Source organism: Mangrovihabitans endophyticus, assembly GCF_014646155.1.
In the GTDB taxonomy this organism is placed as follows: domain Bacteria; phylum Actinomycetota; class Actinomycetes; order Mycobacteriales; family Micromonosporaceae; genus Actinoplanes; species Actinoplanes endophyticus.
The window spans coordinates 48,842-67,275 of record NZ_BMMX01000018.1; the positions used below are offsets into that span (position 1 = coordinate 48,842).

General features: G+C 71.9%; 16 protein-coding genes. 10 read left to right on the forward strand and 6 right to left on the reverse strand.

The window, feature by feature from the left end; genetic code table 11:
* Positions 1–77: 77 nt before the first annotated feature.
* From IEY73_RS19445 to IEY73_RS19455, 3 genes are all read right to left on the reverse strand, one after another.
* The gene (locus IEY73_RS19445) at positions 78–1,652 is read right to left on the reverse strand and encodes a helix-turn-helix domain-containing protein (protein WP_189080672.1); all 1,575 of its coding nucleotides are present in this window, start codon (positions 1,650–1,652) and stop codon (positions 78–80) included.
* Positions 1,653–2,061: 409 nt separating this feature from the next.
* The gene (locus IEY73_RS19450) at positions 2,062–3,363 is read right to left on the reverse strand and encodes an aspartate aminotransferase family protein (RefSeq protein ID WP_189080673.1); all 1,302 of its coding nucleotides are present in this window, start codon (positions 3,361–3,363) and stop codon (positions 2,062–2,064) included.
* Between the two features lie 41 nt (positions 3,364–3,404).
* A complete protein-coding gene (locus IEY73_RS19455; RefSeq protein WP_229715971.1) occupies positions 3,405–4,793 on the reverse strand; it encodes an aminotransferase-like domain-containing protein in 1,389 nt (462 codons plus the stop codon).
* Positions 4,794–4,950: 157 nt separating this feature from the next.
* On the opposite strand from IEY73_RS19455, the gene IEY73_RS19460 reads away from it, so the two are divergent.
* From IEY73_RS19460 to IEY73_RS19495, 8 genes are read left to right on the forward strand one after another with little or no spacing between them, the layout of a single operon-like run.
* Complete coding sequence (locus IEY73_RS19460; protein WP_189080674.1) at positions 4,951–5,790, forward strand: nitrilase-related carbon-nitrogen hydrolase; 840 nt, start codon at positions 4,951–4,953, stop codon at positions 5,788–5,790.
* Positions 5,787–7,184, forward strand: coding sequence for a dihydropyrimidinase (hydA, locus tag IEY73_RS19465; RefSeq protein ID WP_189080675.1), 1,398 nt, complete (start codon positions 5,787–5,789; stop codon positions 7,182–7,184). Before IEY73_RS19460 ends, hydA begins: the two co-directional genes overlap by 4 nt.
* 12 nt (positions 7,185–7,196) lie before the next feature.
* Positions 7,197–8,681: a CoA-acylating methylmalonate-semialdehyde dehydrogenase gene (locus IEY73_RS19470; RefSeq protein ID WP_189080676.1), complete on the forward strand. Its 1,485-nt coding sequence runs from the start codon at positions 7,197–7,199 to the stop codon at positions 8,679–8,681.
* Between the two features lie 2 nt (positions 8,682–8,683).
* A complete protein-coding gene (locus tag IEY73_RS19475; RefSeq protein WP_189080677.1) occupies positions 8,684–9,679 on the forward strand; it encodes a TIGR03842 family LLM class F420-dependent oxidoreductase in 996 nt (331 codons plus the stop codon).
* Positions 9,676–10,536, forward strand: coding sequence for an ABC transporter permease (locus IEY73_RS19480; protein WP_189080678.1), 861 nt, complete (start codon positions 9,676–9,678; stop codon positions 10,534–10,536). The genes IEY73_RS19475 and IEY73_RS19480 overlap by 4 nt, the downstream gene beginning before the upstream one ends.
* Positions 10,533–11,336, forward strand: a complete 804-nt coding sequence (locus tag IEY73_RS19485) for an ABC transporter ATP-binding protein (protein WP_189080679.1) — start codon at positions 10,533–10,535, stop codon at positions 11,334–11,336. Before IEY73_RS19480 ends, IEY73_RS19485 begins: the two co-directional genes overlap by 4 nt.
* Positions 11,333–12,103 (forward strand): ABC transporter permease, encoded by a 771-nt coding sequence (locus tag IEY73_RS19490; RefSeq protein ID WP_229715972.1) that lies wholly within the window; start codon positions 11,333–11,335, stop codon positions 12,101–12,103. Before IEY73_RS19485 ends, IEY73_RS19490 begins: the two co-directional genes overlap by 4 nt.
* 8 nt (positions 12,104–12,111) lie before the next feature.
* Positions 12,112–13,251 (forward strand): ABC transporter substrate-binding protein, encoded by a 1,140-nt coding sequence (locus IEY73_RS19495; protein ID WP_189080680.1) that lies wholly within the window; start codon positions 12,112–12,114, stop codon positions 13,249–13,251.
* Between the two features lie 43 nt (positions 13,252–13,294).
* Here the strand turns inward: IEY73_RS19495 and IEY73_RS19500 are convergent, their stop codons facing one another.
* The 3 genes from IEY73_RS19500 to IEY73_RS19510 form a co-directional block, all read right to left on the reverse strand.
* Entirely contained in the window at positions 13,295–14,071 is a 777-nt protein-coding gene (locus tag IEY73_RS19500) for a hypothetical protein (protein WP_189080681.1), read from the reverse strand.
* A 71-nt stretch (positions 14,072–14,142) separates the two neighbouring features.
* Positions 14,143–14,655, reverse strand: coding sequence for a hypothetical protein (locus IEY73_RS19505; RefSeq protein WP_189080682.1), 513 nt, complete (start codon positions 14,653–14,655; stop codon positions 14,143–14,145).
* Between the two features lie 11 nt (positions 14,656–14,666).
* On the reverse strand, positions 14,667–16,964 hold the full coding sequence (locus tag IEY73_RS19510) for a putative bifunctional diguanylate cyclase/phosphodiesterase (RefSeq protein WP_189080683.1): 2,298 nt from the start codon (positions 16,962–16,964) through the stop codon (positions 14,667–14,669).
* A 182-nt stretch (positions 16,965–17,146) separates the two neighbouring features.
* Here IEY73_RS19510 and IEY73_RS19515 point away from each other — a divergent pair, with 182 nt between their 5' ends.
* Positions 17,147–17,482: a PadR family transcriptional regulator gene (locus IEY73_RS19515; RefSeq protein ID WP_189080684.1), complete on the forward strand. Its 336-nt coding sequence runs from the start codon at positions 17,147–17,149 to the stop codon at positions 17,480–17,482.
* Positions 17,479–18,429 carry a permease prefix domain 1-containing protein gene (locus IEY73_RS19520; protein ID WP_189080685.1) on the forward strand — a complete coding sequence of 317 codons (951 nt, stop codon included), beginning with the start codon at positions 17,479–17,481 and terminating at the stop codon, positions 18,427–18,429. The genes IEY73_RS19515 and IEY73_RS19520 overlap by 4 nt, the downstream gene beginning before the upstream one ends.
* The last annotated feature ends 5 nt before the right edge of the window (positions 18,430–18,434 follow it).

An 18,434-nucleotide genomic window follows, 5' to 3' on the forward strand; every position in this document is an offset into this window, starting at 1 on the left:
CTGTCGACCGTAGGCCGGACACTCTCCCCCATAGAGATCAATTGCAGGCGGCTTCGGCGGTGCAAGAACCGGCTCGGTCAGCGCCGGACACTGGCGTACAGGTGCTCCGGGATGTCCAGCCACCAGGCCGCAGCCGCCCGGACCGGCGAACAGACCTCGGCATCGCGGCTCAGATCGGCCAGCACCGCCCGTTGCCCCGCCACCCCGATGCTGTAGACGGTGCCGGTGAGCGCGTCGGCGCCCGCGGTGCCCCGCCGGAACCGCTGCTGCTGCGCGCCCAGCGCGGCCCGCCAGAAGCCGGGATCGTTGCCGCAACCCAGGTGACCGACCCCGAACGTGGCCTCCTTGACCAGCGGGTCCGGCCACCCCGGACCGGTGACGATGCCCTCCAGCAGCGGCCGTTGCTCCGCGCCGCCCAGCGTGCGCAGGGCGGCCACCAGGCGTGTGCCCAGCCCGGTGCGGTCCGTCGCGGCCCGGCTCAGCTCGTCGGCCAACGCCGCGGCCAGCCCTTCCCGGTGTGGTGTCGCGGAGACCAGCATCGCGCTGTAGAGCCGGGCGTCGCTCACCGGATGGAACAGGGTTTCGGCCACCAGGTGAGCGAAGATGTCACCCCGCATTCCGGTACGCGTGTCGGCGCCCGCCGCGCCACCGGCCGCCTCCGCGATCCGCATGGCCAGCGCCGACTCGTCGAACGACAGCCCCGGTCCGCGGGCCGGGACGGCCGCCCGCGCCGGACCCGCCGGCACCGGCCGCCGGTGCAGGTGCGGCGCACGCCGGCGCAGCAGCGCCGCCACCGGACGCGCATCCGCTTGGTGCACCGGATCATCCCGCAGTTCGGCGATGTGCCCGGCCAGCACCCCGAGCTGGTCGGCGGTGAAGTGCCCGAAGCGGATCTTGCGTAAGCACGCCAGCAGCGCACCAGTCAGCGCGCGGTCGTTGGTCGGGTGGGCGAGCTGGGCGAGAACGTGGCGGGCCGCATCCGGGTGCGCGCTGGCGTCGAGCACCCCGACCGTCTCGATGAACACCTGGTTGGTGCGGTCCGCCGCGAGGCTCGCGCACGCGGCGACCGCCTCCGGACCACAGGACGGATGATCCAGCAGCCGGTTGAGCGCCTCGAAACGCCGCCGCCACGGCACCCCGTGCGAAATGATCATCTCCCGGAGCAGCCGCTCCGCAAGCTCGGCACGGGTGGCGCGGGGCGCCAGGACAAGCTGCGGGGTGGCGGCGATCCGGGCGGACAGGGCGTCCCAGTGCGCACCGGTCATGGTGGCCCGGGACAGCGCGCGTTCGAGCAGCTCGTCCAGGTCGGCCCGGTTGCCGAGCCGGTCCGGAAGGTACGGGTCGTCGCCGGGGTTCGCGGTGAAGCGGCGCACCGTCTCCACCATCGTGGCCATGTTTCCGGACGCGACGCCGAGCAGTTCCTCGTAGCGGCGCACGGCGGAACTGGGCGGCAGCACGGTGCCGGTCTCCCACCGCGAGATGGTGCTCTCGTGCATGCCGGCGGGCCAGGCGCCGCCGGGGAACGCCAGGGCGAAATGCTTGGCCCGGGTCCACCGAGAGTCACCGCCGTGCACCCGGTTGGACCGCAACAACCAGCCGATGCGCTCGGCGGTGGACGGGCAGGGCGACGGCACCGACTCCGAAGCACTCACGTGTACCGTACGAGCGGCGACGGGACACGCGGCGGTCATCATGCCGGGCATCGTAGCCACGCACCGGCATCCCACGGTCCACTTTGCACCAAAATGGCATGATCGTGCACCGACGATGGCACGCATCGACACCCATGCGGGTAGCCCCCCCACCTCGCCCGCCCCGCCCCCACCCGGCACGCCCCTCACCCGCCCCCCGCCACGCCGCCCCCGCGCCAGGCAGGCGGGACACGCCGATGCCACCCCCGCCGATCTTGATGTTTGTGGTCCGGCTTATGCGACATAGCCACACGAATCGACCACACCAAGTCCAAGATCGACGGGGCGAGGGGCGGAGGCGGGCGGGGCGGGGCGGGGGGCGGGCGGGGGCGAGGGGGCGGGCGGGGTGCGAGGGCGGGCGGGGGCGGGCTCAGATGGCCTCCGCCTGGGCGGTGCGGACCGCCGCGGTGAGGATCTCCAGGCCCTCACGTGCCTCCGCCTCGGTCAGCGTCAGCGGCGGACCCATCCGCAGCACGTTGTTGTGCAGGCCGCCCTTGCCCACCAGCAGGCCGCCGGCGCGGCACTCGTCGAAGACCCGCAGGGTGGCGGCCACGTCCGGTTCGCCGGTGCCGGGGCGGGTGAACTCGACGCCGATCATCAACCCGCGACCGCGGACCTCGGCCACGATCGGTGACGTGGCCGCCAGCTCGCGCAGTCCGTCCAGCAGGATCGCGCCCACCCGCCGGGCGTTCTCCTGCAGGTCATGGTCGAGCACGTAGTCGAGCACCGCGTTGCCGGCCGCGCAGGACACCGGGTTGCCACCGAAGGTGGAGAAGCTGATCGCGGGCACCGCGTTCATCACGTCCGCCCGGCCCACCACACCGCCCAGCGCGAATCCGTTGCCGATGCCCTTGGCGAAGGTGATCAGGTCCGGGGTGACGTCGTGCGCCTGATATCCCCAGAAGTGGTCGCCGGTACGGCCCCAGCCGGTCTGCACCTCGTCGGCGATCAGCAGGATGCCGTGTTCGTCGAGCTCCTTCTTCAGCGCGCCGAGCAGCCCGTCCGGGGCGTGCACGAACCCGCCGACGCCCTGGATCGGCTCGGCGATCAGCGCCGCGACGTCCCCGGCGGTGACCGTGGCCAGGGTCTCGCGCAGCTCGGACACCGCCGCCTCGATGTGGTCGGCGTCGGTCAGCCCGGCCATCCGGCCGCGCAGCCGCTCGCCGGAGGGCAGCCAGGACACCTGGACCGGGCTCAGCGAACTGGCCGACCAGCTACGGTGACCGGTGATCGCCATGGTGGCGAAGGTCCGGCCGTGGTAGCTGTTCTTGATCGCCAGGATCTGGTTGGACCGGCGCACGTTGGTGGCGAACAGCAGGGCCGCCTCGTTCGCCTCGCTGCCGGAGTTGGTGAAGAAGACCCGCGCGTCGGGGATGCCGGAGACCCGGGCGATCTTCTCGGCCAGCTCGATCTGCCGGCGGATCAGGTACAGGGTGGAGGTGTGCGCGACGCCGGTGCGCAACTGCTCCTGCACCGCCTCGCGGATCTCCGGGATGTCGTAGCCGATCATCGTGGTCAGCACCCCGCCGAAGAAGTCCAGATAGGTCTTCCCGGAGGCGTCGGTGACCCGGCGCCCGGAACCGGACACGATCTCCAGGGCGTCGCCGCCGTAGTACACCGGCATCCAGGCTGGCATCACCGCACGGTGCCGGTCGAGCAGTTCGTCGGTCATCTGCGCCTCCAGAGAAGTCCGAGGTCATTTGAGGGGTGGGGTCAGCGCCAGCCGCGAGGGTGTGCCGGGGGGCGCGCGCCGCCGCCCGCCGCCGGGTCCGCCGCGGCCGCCGCCAGCACGGCCGCGAGCTCGTCGAATCCGTCGCGGACCAGGCCGGCGGTCACCCGTACGTGGTCGCCGGTGGACGGCCCGGCGAAGAACGGCGCGCCGGGGGCGACCGCGATGCCGTGCCCGGCCAGGGTGAGCATGGCGGCGTGCTGGTCGGCGACCGGCAGCCACAGGTTGATCCCGTCGCCGGCCGGGGCGTGCAGGCCGTGCCGGGCCAGCGCACGCACCAGGCAGGTGCGGCGCCGGGCGTACTCGTCGCGGGCGTGCGCGATCCGCGCCACGGCCGCCGGGGAGGTGAGCAGGTCGAGCAGCACCGCCTGGAGCAGCCTGCTGGACCATCCGGGGCCGAGCAGGCGCCGGTCGGCCACCGCGTCGACCACCGTCGCCGGGCCGCCGACCGCGGCGAGCCGCAGGTCCGGGCCGTGACTCTTGGAGAAGCTGGAGACGTGCACGGTGCGGTCACTCAGATGCGTGCCGATGCTGACCGCCGGGGCCGAGGCGATGTCGCCGGCGTGGTCGTCCTCGACCACCATCACGTCCGGGAATCCGGCCAGCACGGTGGCCAGTTCGGCGGCCCGCCGCGCGCTCATCCCGGCGCCGGTCGGATTGTGTGCCCGCGGCTGCAGGAACACCGCGGCCGGAGCGAACTCGGTGAGCGAGGCCGCCAGTTCATCGGGCAGCAGGCCGTCCGCGTCGACCGGCACCCCGACCACCGCCGCGCCGAGGGTGTCGAGCAGGTCGAGCATCGGCGGGAAGGCCGGGTTCTCCACCACCACGTGATCGCCGAAGCGAACCAGCACGGCCGCCACCCGGTCGAGGGCGTCCAGCGCGCCGTCGGTGACGGTGATCCGGGCGGGCGGGTACGGCCAGCGGGCGCGCAGCACGGTCTCCAGGCCGGGCAGCACCGGTGCGTCGAGGTAGGACGTGGTGAGCTGGCCGTCGCCGACGCGGCGCAGCGCCTCCGCGAGGTCGGGCAGCAGGTCGTGGTCGGGCACGCCGGTGGACAGGTCGCGGGCGGCGCCCGGCGCGGCGGCGGCCAGTTGGGCGTACCGCAGCCGTTGCCGACCGGGACCGGCCACGAACGTACCGGAACGTCCCCGGGTGCGGATGGCCCCGGCACGGGTCAGGCTCCCCCAGGCCTCGCTCACCGTGGTCGGGCTGACGCCGAGCTCGCGGGCGACGTCGCGCACGGTGGGGAGGCGGCTGCCGGGCGGCAGGCTGCCTGCGGTGATCAGGCGGCTCACGGCGGCCGCGATGCCGCGGGCGCTGCGATCACCGACCGCGCCCGCGATCAGGGAGAGCAAATTACCGCTCCGAAACATGTCGTAACAGTTGGGCAATTGTTCACCCGAATCTGTGTCGTAGTGTCCTACGGCATCCGGGCCCGATGTCAAGCCACGGCGAGGGGCGATGACAGATGGTCAGTCGGCGATCACAATCGCAGGGTGACCCACGCCACGCGTACGGGAAAGGGGCAACATGGTTGACGTCATCCGCGCCGCGCTGGTCCAGACCACCTGGACAGGCGACAAGGAGTCAATGATCAAGGCGCACGAGGACTACGCCCGCGACGCCGCCGGCCAGGGCGCCAAGGTGATCTGCTTCCAGGAGCTGTTCTACGGCCCGTACTTCTGCCAGGTGCAGGACTCGGCCTATTACGACTACGCCGAGGCGATTCCCGGCCCGACCACCGAACGGTTCCAGGCGCTCGCCGCCGAACTGGGCATGGTGATGATCCTGCCGATGTACGAGCAGGAGCAGCCGGGCGTGCTCTACAACACCGCCGCGGTCCTCGACGCCGACGGCACCTACCTCGGCAAGTACCGCAAGAACCACATCCCCCAGGTGAAGGGCTTCTGGGAGAAGTTCTACTTCCGGCCGGGCAACCTGGGCTATCCGGTGTTCGACACCGCGGTCGGCCGGATCGGCGTCTACATCTGTTACGACCGGCACTTCCCGGAGGGCTGGCGGGCGCTGGGCCTGGCCGGGGCCCGGATCGTGTTCAACCCCTCGGCCACCAGCCGGGGCCTGTCCAGCTATCTGTGGCAGCTTGAGCAGCCGGCCAGCGCGGTGGCCAACGAATACTTCATCGGCGCCATCAACCGGGTGGGCATCGAGCCGCTGGGCGACGACGACTTCTACGGCCAGTCGTACTTCGTGGACCCGGAGGGCAAGTTCGTCGGCGACGTCGGCGACGGCCACAACCCCGAGCTGATCGTGCGCGACCTGGACATGAGCCTGCTGTCCACGGTCCGCGACCGCTGGCAGTTCTACCGCGACCGGCGGCCGGAGTCCTATGCGGGGCTGGTGACACCGTGAAGCTGATCAAGGGTGGCACGGTGGTCAACGCCACCGGGCCGGTGCAGGCCGACGTGCTCATCGACGACGAGACCATCGCGGCGCTGTTCGCACCCGGGCGCGGGCCCGGCGACGTGGAGACCATCGACGCCACCGGCAAGTACGTGATCCCGGGCGCGATCGACGCGCACACGCACATGCAGATGCCGTTCGGTGGCACGCAGGCCAGCGACACCTTCGACACCGGCACCCGGGCGGCCGCGATCGGCGGCACCACCACGATCATCGACTTCGCCATCCAGCGGTACGGCGAGGTGGTGCAGGACGGCCTGGCCGCGTGGCACGCCAAGACCGAGGGCCGGTGCCACATCGACTACGGCTTCCACATGATTCTCGGCGGCGTGGACGACGACGCCCTCAAGGCGATGGACCAGCTCGTCGCCGACGAGGGCATCACCAGCTTCAAGCTGTTCATGGCCTACCCCGGGGTGTTCTACTCCGACGACGGCCAGATCCTGCGGGCGATGCAGAAGGCGCGCGACAACGGCGCCATGATCATGATGCACGCGGAGAACGGGCCGGCCATCGACGTCCTGGTCAAGCAGGCCCTGGAACGCGGCGAGACGGACCCGGTCCACCACGGCATCACCCGACCGCAGGAACTGGAGGCGGAGGCCACCAGCCGAGCGATCTGGCTGGCCGGGGTGGCCGCCGACTGCCCGCTCTACATCGTGCACCTGTCCGCCAGCAAGGCCCTGGAACAGGTGGCCGCGGCCCGCGACACCGGCCGCAACGTGTTCGCCGAGACCTGCCCGCAGTATCTGTACCTGACCCTGGAGGACCAGCTCGGCGCGCCCGGCTTCGAGGGCGCCAAGTGGGTCTGCTCCACCCCGCTGCGCAGCAAGCACGAGAGTCACCGCGCCGACCTGTGGCAGGGCCTGCGCACCAACGACCTGTCCGTGGTCTCCACCGACCACTGTCCCTTCTGCATGAAGGATCAGAAGGAGATGGGCATCGGGGACTTCTCCAAGATCCCCAACGGCATCGGCAGCGTGGAGCACCGGGTGGATCTGCTCTACCAGGGTGTGGTGGACAAGAAGCTGTCGCTGGCCCGCTGGGTGGAGACCATCGCCACCACCCCGGCCCGGATGTTCGGCCTCTACCCGCGCAAGGGCGTGCTCGCGCCCGGCGCGGACGCCGACATCGTGGTCTACGACCCGGCCGGACGTACCCGGATCAGCGTCCAGACGCACCACATGAACATGGACTACTCCGCCTGGGAAGGCTGGGAGATCGACGGCGCGGTGGACACCGTGCTGTCCCGCGGCGAGGTGATCAGCTCCGGCGGGCAGTACCGGGGCCGCGCCGGCCACGGCCGGTTCGTCCGGCGCGGGCTGTCCGACTACCTGCGCTAGGAAGGAGACCGCGTGCGAGAGATCAAACACTGGATCGACGGCCGGGCCCTGGCCGGCGGCGGTGCATCACGGCTGCCGGTGTTCGACCCGGCCACCGGCGAACAGCAGGCCTATGTGGTGCCGGCCACCGAGCAGGAGACCGGCCGGGCGGTGGCCACCGCGCTGGCCGCCTACCCGGGCTGGCGGGCCGCCTCGCTGAGCCGGCGCGCCGAGGTGATGTTCCGCTTCCGCGAGCTGGTGGACGCCAACCGCAAGGAGATCGCCGCCCTGGTCAGCGCCGAGCACGGCAAGACCGTCGCGGACGCCGAGGGCGAGGTGGCCCGCGGGCTGGAGAACGCCGAGTTCGCCGCCGGAGCGCCGCACCTGCTCAAGGGCGGGTACAGCGAGCAGGCCGCGGGCGGGGTGGACGTGTACTCGATCCGCCAGCCGCTGGGCGTGGTCGCCGGCATCACCCCGTTCAACTTCCCGGCCATGGTGCCGATGTGGATGTTCTGCAACGCGCTGGTGTGCGGCAACACCTTCGTGCTCAAGCCCAGCGAGAAGGACCCCTCGGTGTCGCTGCTGCTGGCCGACCTGCTGCGCCAGGCCGGCCTGCCGGACGGGGCGTTCAACGTGGTGCAGGGCGACCGGACGGCCGTCGAGACGCTGCTGTCGCACCGCGACGTGCAGGCGGTCAGCTTCGTCGGCTCGACCCCGGTGGCCCGGCACATCTACGAGACCGGCACCCGGCGCGGCAAGCGGGTGCAGGCGCTCGGCGGCGCCAAGAACCACATGGTGGTGCTGCCGGACGCGGACATCGGCGCGGCGGCCGACGCGGCGGTGTCCGCCGGGTACGGCTCGGCCGGTGAGCGCTGCATGGCGGTCTCCGTGGTGGTGGCGGTCGGTGCCGGCGCGGATCCGCTGGTGGCCGCGATCCGCGACCGCATCGCGCGGATCACCGTCGGCCCGGCCACCGACCCGGCGGCGCAGATGGGACCTCTGATCAGCGCCGAACACCGCGACCGGGTGGCCGGGTACCTGGCTGAGCCCGGCACGGCCGAGGTGGTGGTGGACGGCCGGGACGATCCGGCCAGCCGCGGGCCGGGCTTCTTCCTGGGCGCCTCCCTGGTGGACCGGGTCGGCACGGACACCCCGCTGTACACCGACGAGATTTTCGGCCCGGTGCTGTCGGTGGTCCGGGTGGACACCTACGAGCAGGCCGTGGCACTGGTCAACGACAACCCGTACGGCAACGGCACGGCGATCTTCACCCGCGACGGCGGCGCGGCCCGGCGCTTCCAGTACGACGTGGTCTGCGGCATGGTCGGCGTGAACGTGCCGGTCCCGGTGCCGGTGGCCTACTACAGCTTCGGCGGCTGGAAGTCCTCGCTCTTCGGCGATCTGCACATGTACGGCCCGGAGGGATTGCAGTTCTACACCCGCGGCAAGGTCGTCACCGCCCGCTGGCCGGACCCGGCCACGTCCGCGGTGGACCTCGGCTTCCCGAAGGTGCGGTGATCATGGACATCGGAGTGGTGCTGCAGAACGACCCGCCCGCACGGCAGGTCGTGGAGTACGCCAAGCGGGCCGAGACACTCGGCTTCAGCCACGTGTGGACGTTTGACTCGCACGTGCTGTGGCAGGAGCCGTTCGTCGTCTACTCGAAGATCCTCGCCGACACCCGGCGGATCATGGTCGGGCCGATGGTCACCAACCCGGGCACCCGGGACTGGACGGTGATCGCCTCCCAGTTCGCCACGCTCAACGAGATGTACGGCAACCGCACGGTGTGCGGCATCGGGCGCGGCGACTCGGCGCTGCGGGTGCTCGGCCTCGCCCCGGCCACGCTGGGGCAGCTACGCGAGAGCATCGGCGTGATCCGGGACCTGGCCTGCGGGCGGGAGGCGTCGCTGCGCGGGACGCGGCTGCGCCTGGAATGGGCGCCGGACAGCCGGCTGGAGATGTGGGTGGCGGCGTACGGGCCGAAGGCGCTCGCGCTCACCGGCGAGGTCGGCGACGGGTACATCCTGCAGCTCGCCGACCCGGCCGTGGCGGAGTGGATGATCGACGCGGTGCGCAAGGCGGCCGCCGCCGCCGGCCGCGACCCGGCGGCGATCAGGTTCTGCGTGGCGGCGCCCGCCTACGTCGGCGACGACGTGGCGCACCAGCGCGAGCAGACCCGGTGGTTCGGCGGCATGGTCGGCAACCACGTGGCCGACATCGTCGCGCGCTACGGCGCGGACGGTGCCGTGCCGGCGGCGCTCACCGACTACATCAAGGGCCGGCAGGGCTATGACTACGCCGAGCACGGGCGGGCCGGCAACACGCACACCACGTTCGTGCCGGACGAGGTGGTGGACCGCTTCTGCGTGCTGGGCCCGGTGCAGAATCACCTGAAACGGCTCGCCGAACTGCGCGATCTGGGCGTCGACCAGTTCGCCGTGTATCTGCAGCACGACGCCAAGGACGAGACGCTTGCCGCGTACGGCGAGCATGTCATTCCGGCGTTCTCGTGAGGCGGCTGCTCGCCGCGCTCGCCGGGCTCGCCGGGTTCGTGCTGCTCTGGGAGGGCTACAAGCTCGTCGGCAATCCCGAGGGCACGGTGCTGTTCGGCACCCGTGTGCTGCCCCGCGCCGACGACCTGTCCATGCCGCACCTGCTCGACGTGGCGCGCCGGCTGGGCCGCCCGGAGCTGGCCGGCGGCGACCCGGTCTGGCAGGTGGTGCTGCGCGCCTGCGTGTTCACCCTCGGCATCACCGCCGCCGGGTTCGCGCTCGGCGCGGTCGTCGGCCTGCTGCTGGCGGTCGCCATGCAGCGGTTCCGGATCGTCGAGCGGGGCCTGCTGCCGTACGTGATCCTCAGCCAGACGGTGCCGCTGGTGGCGCTGGCGCCGCTGGTCGCCGGGTGGAGCGGCAACCTGTCACTGGGCCCGTGGCCGTGGCGCGACTGGATGACCGTGTCGGTCATCGCCGCGTACCTGGCGTTCTTCCCGGTCGCCGTGGGCATGCTGCGCGGCCTGCAGTCCACCTCGGCGGCCGGGGTGGAACTGATGCGCAGCTACGCCGCCGGGTGGTGGCGCACCCTGGTGCTGTTGCGGCTGCCGGCCGCGCTGCCCTACCTGTTCCCGGCGCTGCGGCTGGCCGGCGCGGCGGCGGTGGTGGGCGCGGTGGTCGGCGAGATCTCCACCGGCACCCGCGGCGGCATCGGCCGGCTGGTCATCGAGTACTCCCGGGAGGCCACCTCGGACCCGGCGAAGGTCTACACCGCGATGCTCGGCGCGGCGCTGCTCGGCCTGCTGGTGGCCGCCGCGGTCAGCCTTCTCGAACGGCCGCTGATGCGGCACCGCCGGCATGTGGAGGTGGCCACGCTGTGAACGCCGTGTCCGTGGAGCATGTGACAAAGGTCTTCAACACCGGCCGCGCCGACGAGGTGACCGCACTGTCCGATGTGGATCTGCATGTGGGACAGGGTGAGTTCGTGTCGCTGATCGGTCCGTCCGGGTGCGGCAAGAGCACGCTGTTGCGGCTGATCGCCGACCTGACCCCGCCGACCACCGGGACCGTGACGGTGGCCGGGGGCAGCGCCGGCGAGGCACGCCGCAGGCAGGCGTACGGCATCGCGTTCCAGCAGGCCGGCCTGTTCGAGTGGCGCACGGTGGCACGCAACGTGGAGCTGCCGTTGGAACTGCACGGTGCCGGGCGTGCGCAGCGCCGGTCCCGGGCCCGGGAGATGCTCGACCTGGTCGGCCTGGGCGACTTCGCCGGACACTACCCGGCACAACTGTCCGGGGGCATGCAGCAGCGCGTGGCGATCGCCCGCGCGCTGGCGGTGTCCCCGCCGCTGCTGCTGATGGACGAGCCGTTCGGGGCGCTGGACGAGATGACCCGGGAGCGGCTGCAGGGCGAACTGCTCGGCATCTGCGCCGCGACGCGCACCAGCACCGTGTTCGTCACGCACTCCATCTCCGAGGCGGTGTTCCTGTCCGACCGGGTGGTGGTGATGTCGCCGCGGCCCGGCCGGATCGTCACGGCGGTCGACGTGGCGCTGCCGGCACGCGACGAGGCGGCGCGGCAGTCACCGGCGTTCTTCGCCGCGATCACCGCGGTGCGGCAGGCGCTGCGCGGCGCCGCGGACGGTGCGAACGCCACGACCGTACCGGCGGCGGCGTCGTGACCCGCCGGTGGTGGACGGCGGCGCTGCCGCCGGTCGTGGTGGGCGTGGCGCTGCTGGTGGCCTGGGAGCTGACGGTCACGCTGGGCCGGATCGCACCGTTCATCGTGCCCGCGCCGTCGGCCATCTGGCGGGAGCTCGTCGCGCAGCGCGTCAACGTGTGGGAGGCGTCCCTGGCCAGCGGCGCGAACGCGCTGATCGGGCTGGTCGGCGGAACGGTCGCCGGGGTCCTGGCCGCCCTGGCGGCGAGCCGGTTCCGGCCATTGGCCGAGGTGTCCCTGCCGTTCGCCGCCGTGCTGAACGCGCTGCCGATCATCGCGCTCGCCCCGATCCTGAACAACATGTTCGAGTCCACCAGCAGCGTGCCCCGGCGGCTGGTGGCCGGGATCATCGTGTTCTTCCCGGTCTTCATCAACACGCTGCGCGGGCTGCGCGAGGTGAACCCGCTGCACCGGGAGCTGCTGGACAGCTACGGCGCCGGCGGCTGGACCTTCGCCCGCAAGGTGCGCCTCCCCGGCGCGCTCCCCCATCTGTTCACCGGCCTGCGGCAGGCGTCGTCGCTGGCCGTGATCGCCGCGGTGGTCGCCGAGTATTTCGGCGGCCTGCAGAACGGGCTCGGATCCCGCATCACGTCCGCCGCCTCGTTCACCGCGTACCCCCGTGCCTGGGCCTTCGTGGTCGGCGCCTGTCTGCTCGGTCTCGTCTTCTACCTGTCGGCGCTGCTGCTGGAGCGGCTCGCCATGCCCTGGAAATCACGACTGATCACTTAGGAGCACGCGTGCGGAAATCGCGCCTCTTCACCGCGATCCTGGCGGCCTCGGCGCTCGTGGTTGGCGCCTGCGGCACCGCGGACACCCCGGATACCCCCGCCCCCGGCGCCGACGGCGCCCTCACCCCGATCAAGCTGCAACTGCAGTGGTTCTTCCAGTCCCAGTTCGCCGGCTACATCGCCGCCGTGGACAAGGGCTTCTACAAAGACCAGGGCCTGGACGTGCAGCTACTGGAAGGCGGCGTGGACATCGTGCCGCAGACGGTGCTGGCCCAGGGCAAGGCGGACTACGCCGTCGCCTGGGTGCCCAAGGCGCTGGCGTCGCGCGAGCAGGGCGCGAACATCACCGACGTGGCGCAGATCTTCGCCCGTTCCGGTACCTATCAGGTGGCGTGGAAGGACGGCGGCATCACCAGCCCGGCCGACTTCGCCGGCAAGAAGATCGGCAACTGGGGCTTCGGCAACGAGTTCGAGCTGTTCGCCGGCATGACCAAGGCCGGGGTGGACCCGGGCAAGGACGTCACGCTGGTGCAGCAGCAGTTCGACATGCAGGCGTTGCTGAAGAAGGAGATCGACGCCGCGCAGGCGATGAGCTACAACGAGTACGCCCAGCTCCTGGAGGCGAAGAACCCGCAGACCGGCAAGCTCTACACCGCCGACGACTTCACCGTCATCGACTGGAAGCAGGTCGGCTCGGCGATGCTGCAGGACGCCGTCTGGGCCAACACCGACAAGCTCGGCGATCCGGCGTACCAGCAGCAGACGGTGAAGTTCCTGGTCGGCACCATCAAGGGGTGGGCGTACTGCCGGGACAACCCACAGGACTGCCGGGATCTGGTGGTGGCCAAGGGATCCAAGCTCGGCAAGAGTCACCAGTTGTGGCAGGTCAACGAGGTGAACAAGCTGATCTGGCCGGCCGGTGCGGGCATCGGCGTGGTGGACGAGGCGGCATGGAAGCAGACCGTCGACATCAGTCAGAACACCCGGAACCAGACCGGCGACACCGTGCTCACCGCGGCGCCCGAGGGCGAGGCGTACACCAACGACTACATCCAGCAGGCGCTGAGCCAGGCGAAGGCGGACGGCGTCGACGTGACGGGCGCGGACTTCCAGCCGCAGACGGTGGAACTGGCCGAGGGCGGAGCCTGAGCGGACCGGTCCCGCGTCCGGCACGCTCGCCGGGCGCGGGTGGTCACAGCGGCATCAGGCGTGCGGCCAGCGCCACCGCGTCCAGGTCACCCTCGCGCAGCCGGGCCGCCGCCTGCGTCTCGCCCATCCCCTCCAGCCGGTCCGCGGAAATCGCGATCAGGCTCTCCTCCCCGTTCAGCAGCCGGCGCGCCAGCCGCGCCTGCGCCGGAGTCAGCGACGCGTAGGCACATTTGTCCAGCGCCGCGATGGTCTCCTCGTCGAGAGTGCCGGCCAGCGCCCGCTCGGTGACGATCCGCAGCAACCACGACGGCCACCAGCTATAGTGCCCGATCAGCTTGCCGGACCGCACCGCCCGCCCCGGATCCTGCCCGCCGCCCAGCAGCCGCAGCGTCATCGGGATGTCGAAATGCTCCAGCCGCAGCGCGGTGGTGAACAGCCGCAGCAGCGGGCCGGTGCCCACGAACGGCTCGGCTGCCGCGGCAGCGGCCGGGTAGTCGCCGTGCAGCGCCAGCGACAACGCGGCCACCTCCGCGGTCGAGGTGCCGCCGCCGGACCGGTCGTTGATGCGCGCCACGGTGGCCGTCAGGCGGTTCGCAGCGGCGCGGGCGAGCACCACCAGTTCCTCGCTCGACGGCTTGTTCAGATGCCGGACCACCGTGTCGGCGGCGATCCGCGCCTCCCGGCGCAGCAGCGGGGCACGGACCACCTTTTCGATCAGGTCGGTCAGGCCGTCCACCACGAGTGCCGCGTCGAAGCGGTCCGAGGCCTCCGGGAACTGTGCCCACCACTGGGCGTCATGTCCCTGCTCCTCCGATTCCACCCCACCAGGGTGGCGCACGACCCGGCCTCAGGGGCGGGGTTTGCCGATCGCGGCACCCGGTCGGAGGTCAGTCACCCCGGTTCCGGCGGCGGGTCCAGCGGGAAGGTGATCTCCTCCGGGGCGCCCGCGGCGACCCCGCCCAGGACCGGCGAGTGCGTCGGCGCGGGCCGCTGGTGCCCCCGGGAATTCAGCTTGCCCCGGCGGGTGACCTCGACGGTGACCATCGCGACCGGCGCCGGCGGCGGTGAGAACCCACCGGTCCCCCAGCGCACCCAGATCGGCACCCGGCCCGCCCGCGCCTCGGCCAGCAGCTTGTCCACCGTGCGCCGGCGGTTGGTGTGGTCCACCTCGATGGCCAGCGGCGGGCCGTCGGGGCGGGCGCAGGCCACGTCGAGCACCGAGTGCTGACGGTCCATCGGCGGCGGCAGGGTGACCACGCTGGGCGCCCGGCGGTAGACCCGCCACCCCTGCCCGGTGCCCCACTGCGCGACCGCGTCGACGATCCGCCCGGTCGTCTCGTCGATGGTGAGGTCGGCGAAGGTCAGCGCCGCCAGCGCCGCGGACAGCGACTCGGCCGGCTCCATGGCGTCACAGTCTAAGCCGCCCGCACCGCGGAACGCGCGGCGGCCAGCAGCCGGGTCATCTTCTCGGCCGGCATCGGCGGCGCCAGATGGAAGCCCTGACCCAGGGAGTAACCGAGCTCCCGCAGCGCCCGGGCCTGCGCCTCGTTCTCGATGCCCTCGGCCACCGCGTCCAGCCGCAGCGCCCGGGCCAGTTGGACGACCGCGCGGGCGACCGCCTGCCGGGCGTCGCCGGCCGCCGGGTCACCGTCGTCGATCTCGATGCCGTCGACGAACGACTTGTCCAGCTTGACGATCGAGGCGGGGAAGGCGCGCAGCAGGCTCAGCGACGACTCCCCGGTGCCGAAGTCGTCCAGCGCCAGGGTGACCCCCATCGCGTCCAACTCGTGCAGGGCGGCGATCACCTGCCGGCCGCGCAGCGCCGAGGACTCGGTCACCTCCAGCACCAGGCGGTCGCTGGACAGGCCGTGGTCGGCCAGCGCGGCACGCACGTCGGCGACGAACCCGGGATCGTGCAACTGCCTCCCGGACACGTTCGGGCCGACCTTGACCGGCGCGTCCGGGCCGAACTCGGCAATCCAGGCGGCCATCTGCCGGCACGTCTCGCGCAGCACCGTCCGCCCCAGTTCCACGATCAGCCCGGTGCGCTCGGCGGCCGGGATGAACTCGGCCGGCGCCACCATCCCCCGCGTCGGGTGCTGCCAGCGCACCAGCGCCTCGACGCCGATCAGCCGCCGGTCCGCCAGGCCGACGACCGGCTGGTAGAAGACGCGGAACTCCCCGGCGTCCAGGGCTCGGCGCAGCTCGGCGCCGAGCTGGAAGTGCGCGAGCACCGGTTCGGCCATGCCCGGCTCGTACCGCACATGACCCGCCTTGCCGCGCTGCTTCGCGGCGTACATCGCAATGTCCGCGTGCCGCAGCACGGTGTCCAGGGTCGCGCCCGGCTCCACCACCGCGATGCCGATGCTCGCCTGCACCAGCAGGCTGTCCTCGCCCAGCGGCCGGCCGAACGCCTCGGTCAGCCGGGCGGCCAGCGCCTCGGCGTCGGCGAGCCGGCCGGGCAGAAGCACCGCGAACTCGTCGCCGCCGAGCCGGGCGGCCAGGCTCCCCGGGCCGCCCGCGGTACGCAGCACGGAGGCCGCCGAGACCAGCAGACGGTCGCCGACGTCGTGTCCCAGCGAGTCGTTGACCGCCTTGAAGTCGTCCAGGTCCACCAGCAACACGCAGGCGCGTTCCGGGCCGGTCAGGGCGAGGCTCAGCCGTTCGTGGAACAGCGCCCGGTTCGCCAGGCCGGTGAGGCTGTCGTGGGTCACCTCGTGCTGCAGCCGCTCCTCCTGCGCCCGCTTGTCGCCCAGCAACCGCGCGTTCTCCCGGATCGCCATGAACTGGCGCAGCGCGATGAGCCCGCCGACCACCACCGCGGCGACGATCACCGAGCCGGCGGTCCAGGACGCCTCCGTGGTGGCCACCGCCACCAGCGGCACCGCGATGGCCACCATCGCCAGATAGGGCAGCCAGGCACCGGCGCGCCCGTGGCCGGCGCGGGCGCCGCCGCGCCACTGGGCCTGGACCGCCAGCGTGGCGAGCACCGACGCGATCGGCATGACGACCGCCTGCGAGGGCACCGCGGCATGGTCCCCGCCGCGCACCGCGAGCACGGCCACCACGGCGGCGGTCAGGCCCAGCCCGGCAATCAGCCGCAGCGAGGCCGGATGCACCGCGTCCGCCCGCAGATAGGCGACCTTCGTGATGGCACCGACGGTGAGCAGGAAGGCCAGACCGATCAGCACCATCGCCTGGATGCTCCATCCGTGCGGCGCGGCGAGCATCGGCGCCAGCCCGAAATGCCACAGCAGCGTGCTGCAGCCGAGGAAGGCGATGGCGCGGTCGAGCAGCAGACGCCCGCGTTCGGCGGCGGGCACGCCGATGGGCACCCGCGCGACCCCGTACATGGCCGTGACGAAGCCCAGCCCGACCGCCAGCGCCGCCGGTACCGGCATCTGCCGCACGGCGGCCGTGTCCCAGTGCGCCAGCATGTCCACGGCCAGCCACAGGTAGCCGACGGTTATCAGGCCGAACGCGGCCATGGTGGTACGCCAGAACCGCAGCGCCACCGGGTCCATCGGCACGGCACGGCACAGTTGATGCACCGCCGACACCGCGAGCAGCCCACCCACCGGCACCGACGTGTACGACAGCGCCTCCGCCCCGGCCCCGGCGAACAGGTACCACACATACCAGACCACCCCGGCAGCGAGCAGGGCGACGGACGCCCACACATGCCGCACGGCGATGCGCGGGTTGGTGGCCATGCCCTGTGCATCGACCGGTTCCGGGCGCACTGAAGCAGTTCGGCACCGGCTCTCGGCCACGCCGACCGCAGATCCGCGGGGCTCATCCGCCTCCGGGAGACACGATGAAAATCCTGGTGACAGGCGCGAGCGGGATGAAGCGCGCCTTGCGATACTGTGTGGCACACACTAAAGTGTGACGCATGCTCGACGACGAAATGCTCTCGACGCACCTGCAGGAGCTGCGTCGCGGCACCGTCGTGCTCGCCTGCCTGCTGATCCTGCGCAAGCCCAACTACGGCTACGCCCTGCTCCACCTGCTGGAGCGCAGCGGCTTCACCGTGGACGCCAACACGCTCTATCCGCTGCTCCGCCGGCTGGAAAAGCAAGGCCTGCTCACCAGCGATTGGAATACCGACGAGTCCCGGCCGCGAAAGTTCTACCGCACCAGCGACCTCGGCGAGGAGCTCGCCCGCACGCTGAGCCGCGACTGGGACGAGCTGCACGCCGCGTTCCGCACCCTGAAGGACGAGCCATGACGACGTCCACCCCCACACTCACCGATCGCTACATCGAGGCCACCCTTCGCCGCGTGCCGAGCCGGCAGCGGCCCGACATCGAGCGCGAGTTGCGGACGTCGATCGCCGACGCGGTCGACGACCGGCTTGAGGCGGGTGCCACGCCGGCGGAGGCGGAAGTTGCCGTGCTCACCGACCTGGGCGAACCGGCCCGGCTCGCCGCCGGCTACGCCGACCGCCCGCTGCACCTGATCGGCCCCGGGTTCTACGTGGAATACACGAAGCTGCTGCGGGTCCTGCTCGTCACCGTCGTGCCCGCGGCGGCGGCCGGAGTGGGGCTGGCACGGGTGCTGCTGAGGCGAGACGCATCCGCAGTGGTCGGTGACGCGGTCGGCGCGGGGTTCACGGCCGCGCTGCACGTCGTCTTCTGGACCACGGTGCTCTTCACGCTCGTCGAGCGGGCCCGCTCACCGAGACCGCCCACCCGGCGATGGACGCCGGACGCGCTACCCGAGCCCGTCAGCCGCCGCACGCGTTACGCGGAGCTGATCGCCGAGACGGTGGCGATGGTGGTGTTCACCTCGTTCATCCTGATCTCCCCGGTGCTCCGCTTCCAGACGGACGGCGACGGTCACGCGATCGGGCTGCTCGACCCCTGGCTCTGGGACAGCGGCCTGATCTACGCCTTCCTCGGCCTGCTCGTGGTCAGCCTGGGCCTGTCCTTCGCCAAGTACTACGTGAACCCGAGCATTCCGCTGGCGATCGGTCGCGCGGCGGTCGAGCTCGCCACCGGCCTGACCCTCATCTGGCTCGCCGTCAACGACCACATCCTCAACCCCGCGTTCGTCGCGGCAGCCGGCTGGTCCGCCGGCGCCACCCGGTGGACCACCGGAATCATCATCGTCATCTGCATCGGTTCGCTGGTCAGCGCCGTCGTCAACGGCCTGCGCGACTACCGCCAGCGGTGAAGGGA

What these genes read in the sequence shown, in the direction of transcription:
- IEY73_RS19450 (WP_189080673.1), bottom strand. Translation starts at nt 3,363, where the DNA reads ATGACCGACGAACTGCTCGACCGGCACCGTGCGGTGATGCCAGCCTGG.
- IEY73_RS19455 (WP_229715971.1), bottom strand. Translation starts at nt 4,793, where the DNA reads ATGTTTCGGAGCGGTAATTTGCTCTCCCTGATCGCGGGCGCGGTCGGT.
- IEY73_RS19460 (WP_189080674.1), top strand. Translation starts at nt 4,951, where the DNA reads ATGGTTGACGTCATCCGCGCCGCGCTGGTCCAGACCACCTGGACAGGC.
- IEY73_RS19475 (WP_189080677.1), top strand. Translation starts at nt 8,684, where the DNA reads ATGGACATCGGAGTGGTGCTGCAGAACGACCCGCCCGCACGGCAGGTC.
- IEY73_RS19505 (WP_189080682.1), bottom strand. Translation starts at nt 14,655, where the DNA reads ATGGAGCCGGCCGAGTCGCTGTCCGCGGCGCTGGCGGCGCTGACCTTC.
- IEY73_RS19510 (WP_189080683.1), bottom strand. Translation starts at nt 16,964, where the DNA reads ATGGCCACCAACCCGCGCATCGCCGTGCGGCATGTGTGGGCGTCCGTC.
- IEY73_RS19515 (WP_189080684.1), top strand. Translation starts at nt 17,147, where the DNA reads ATGCTCGACGACGAAATGCTCTCGACGCACCTGCAGGAGCTGCGTCGC.
- IEY73_RS19520 (WP_189080685.1), top strand. Translation starts at nt 17,479, where the DNA reads ATGACGACGTCCACCCCCACACTCACCGATCGCTACATCGAGGCCACC.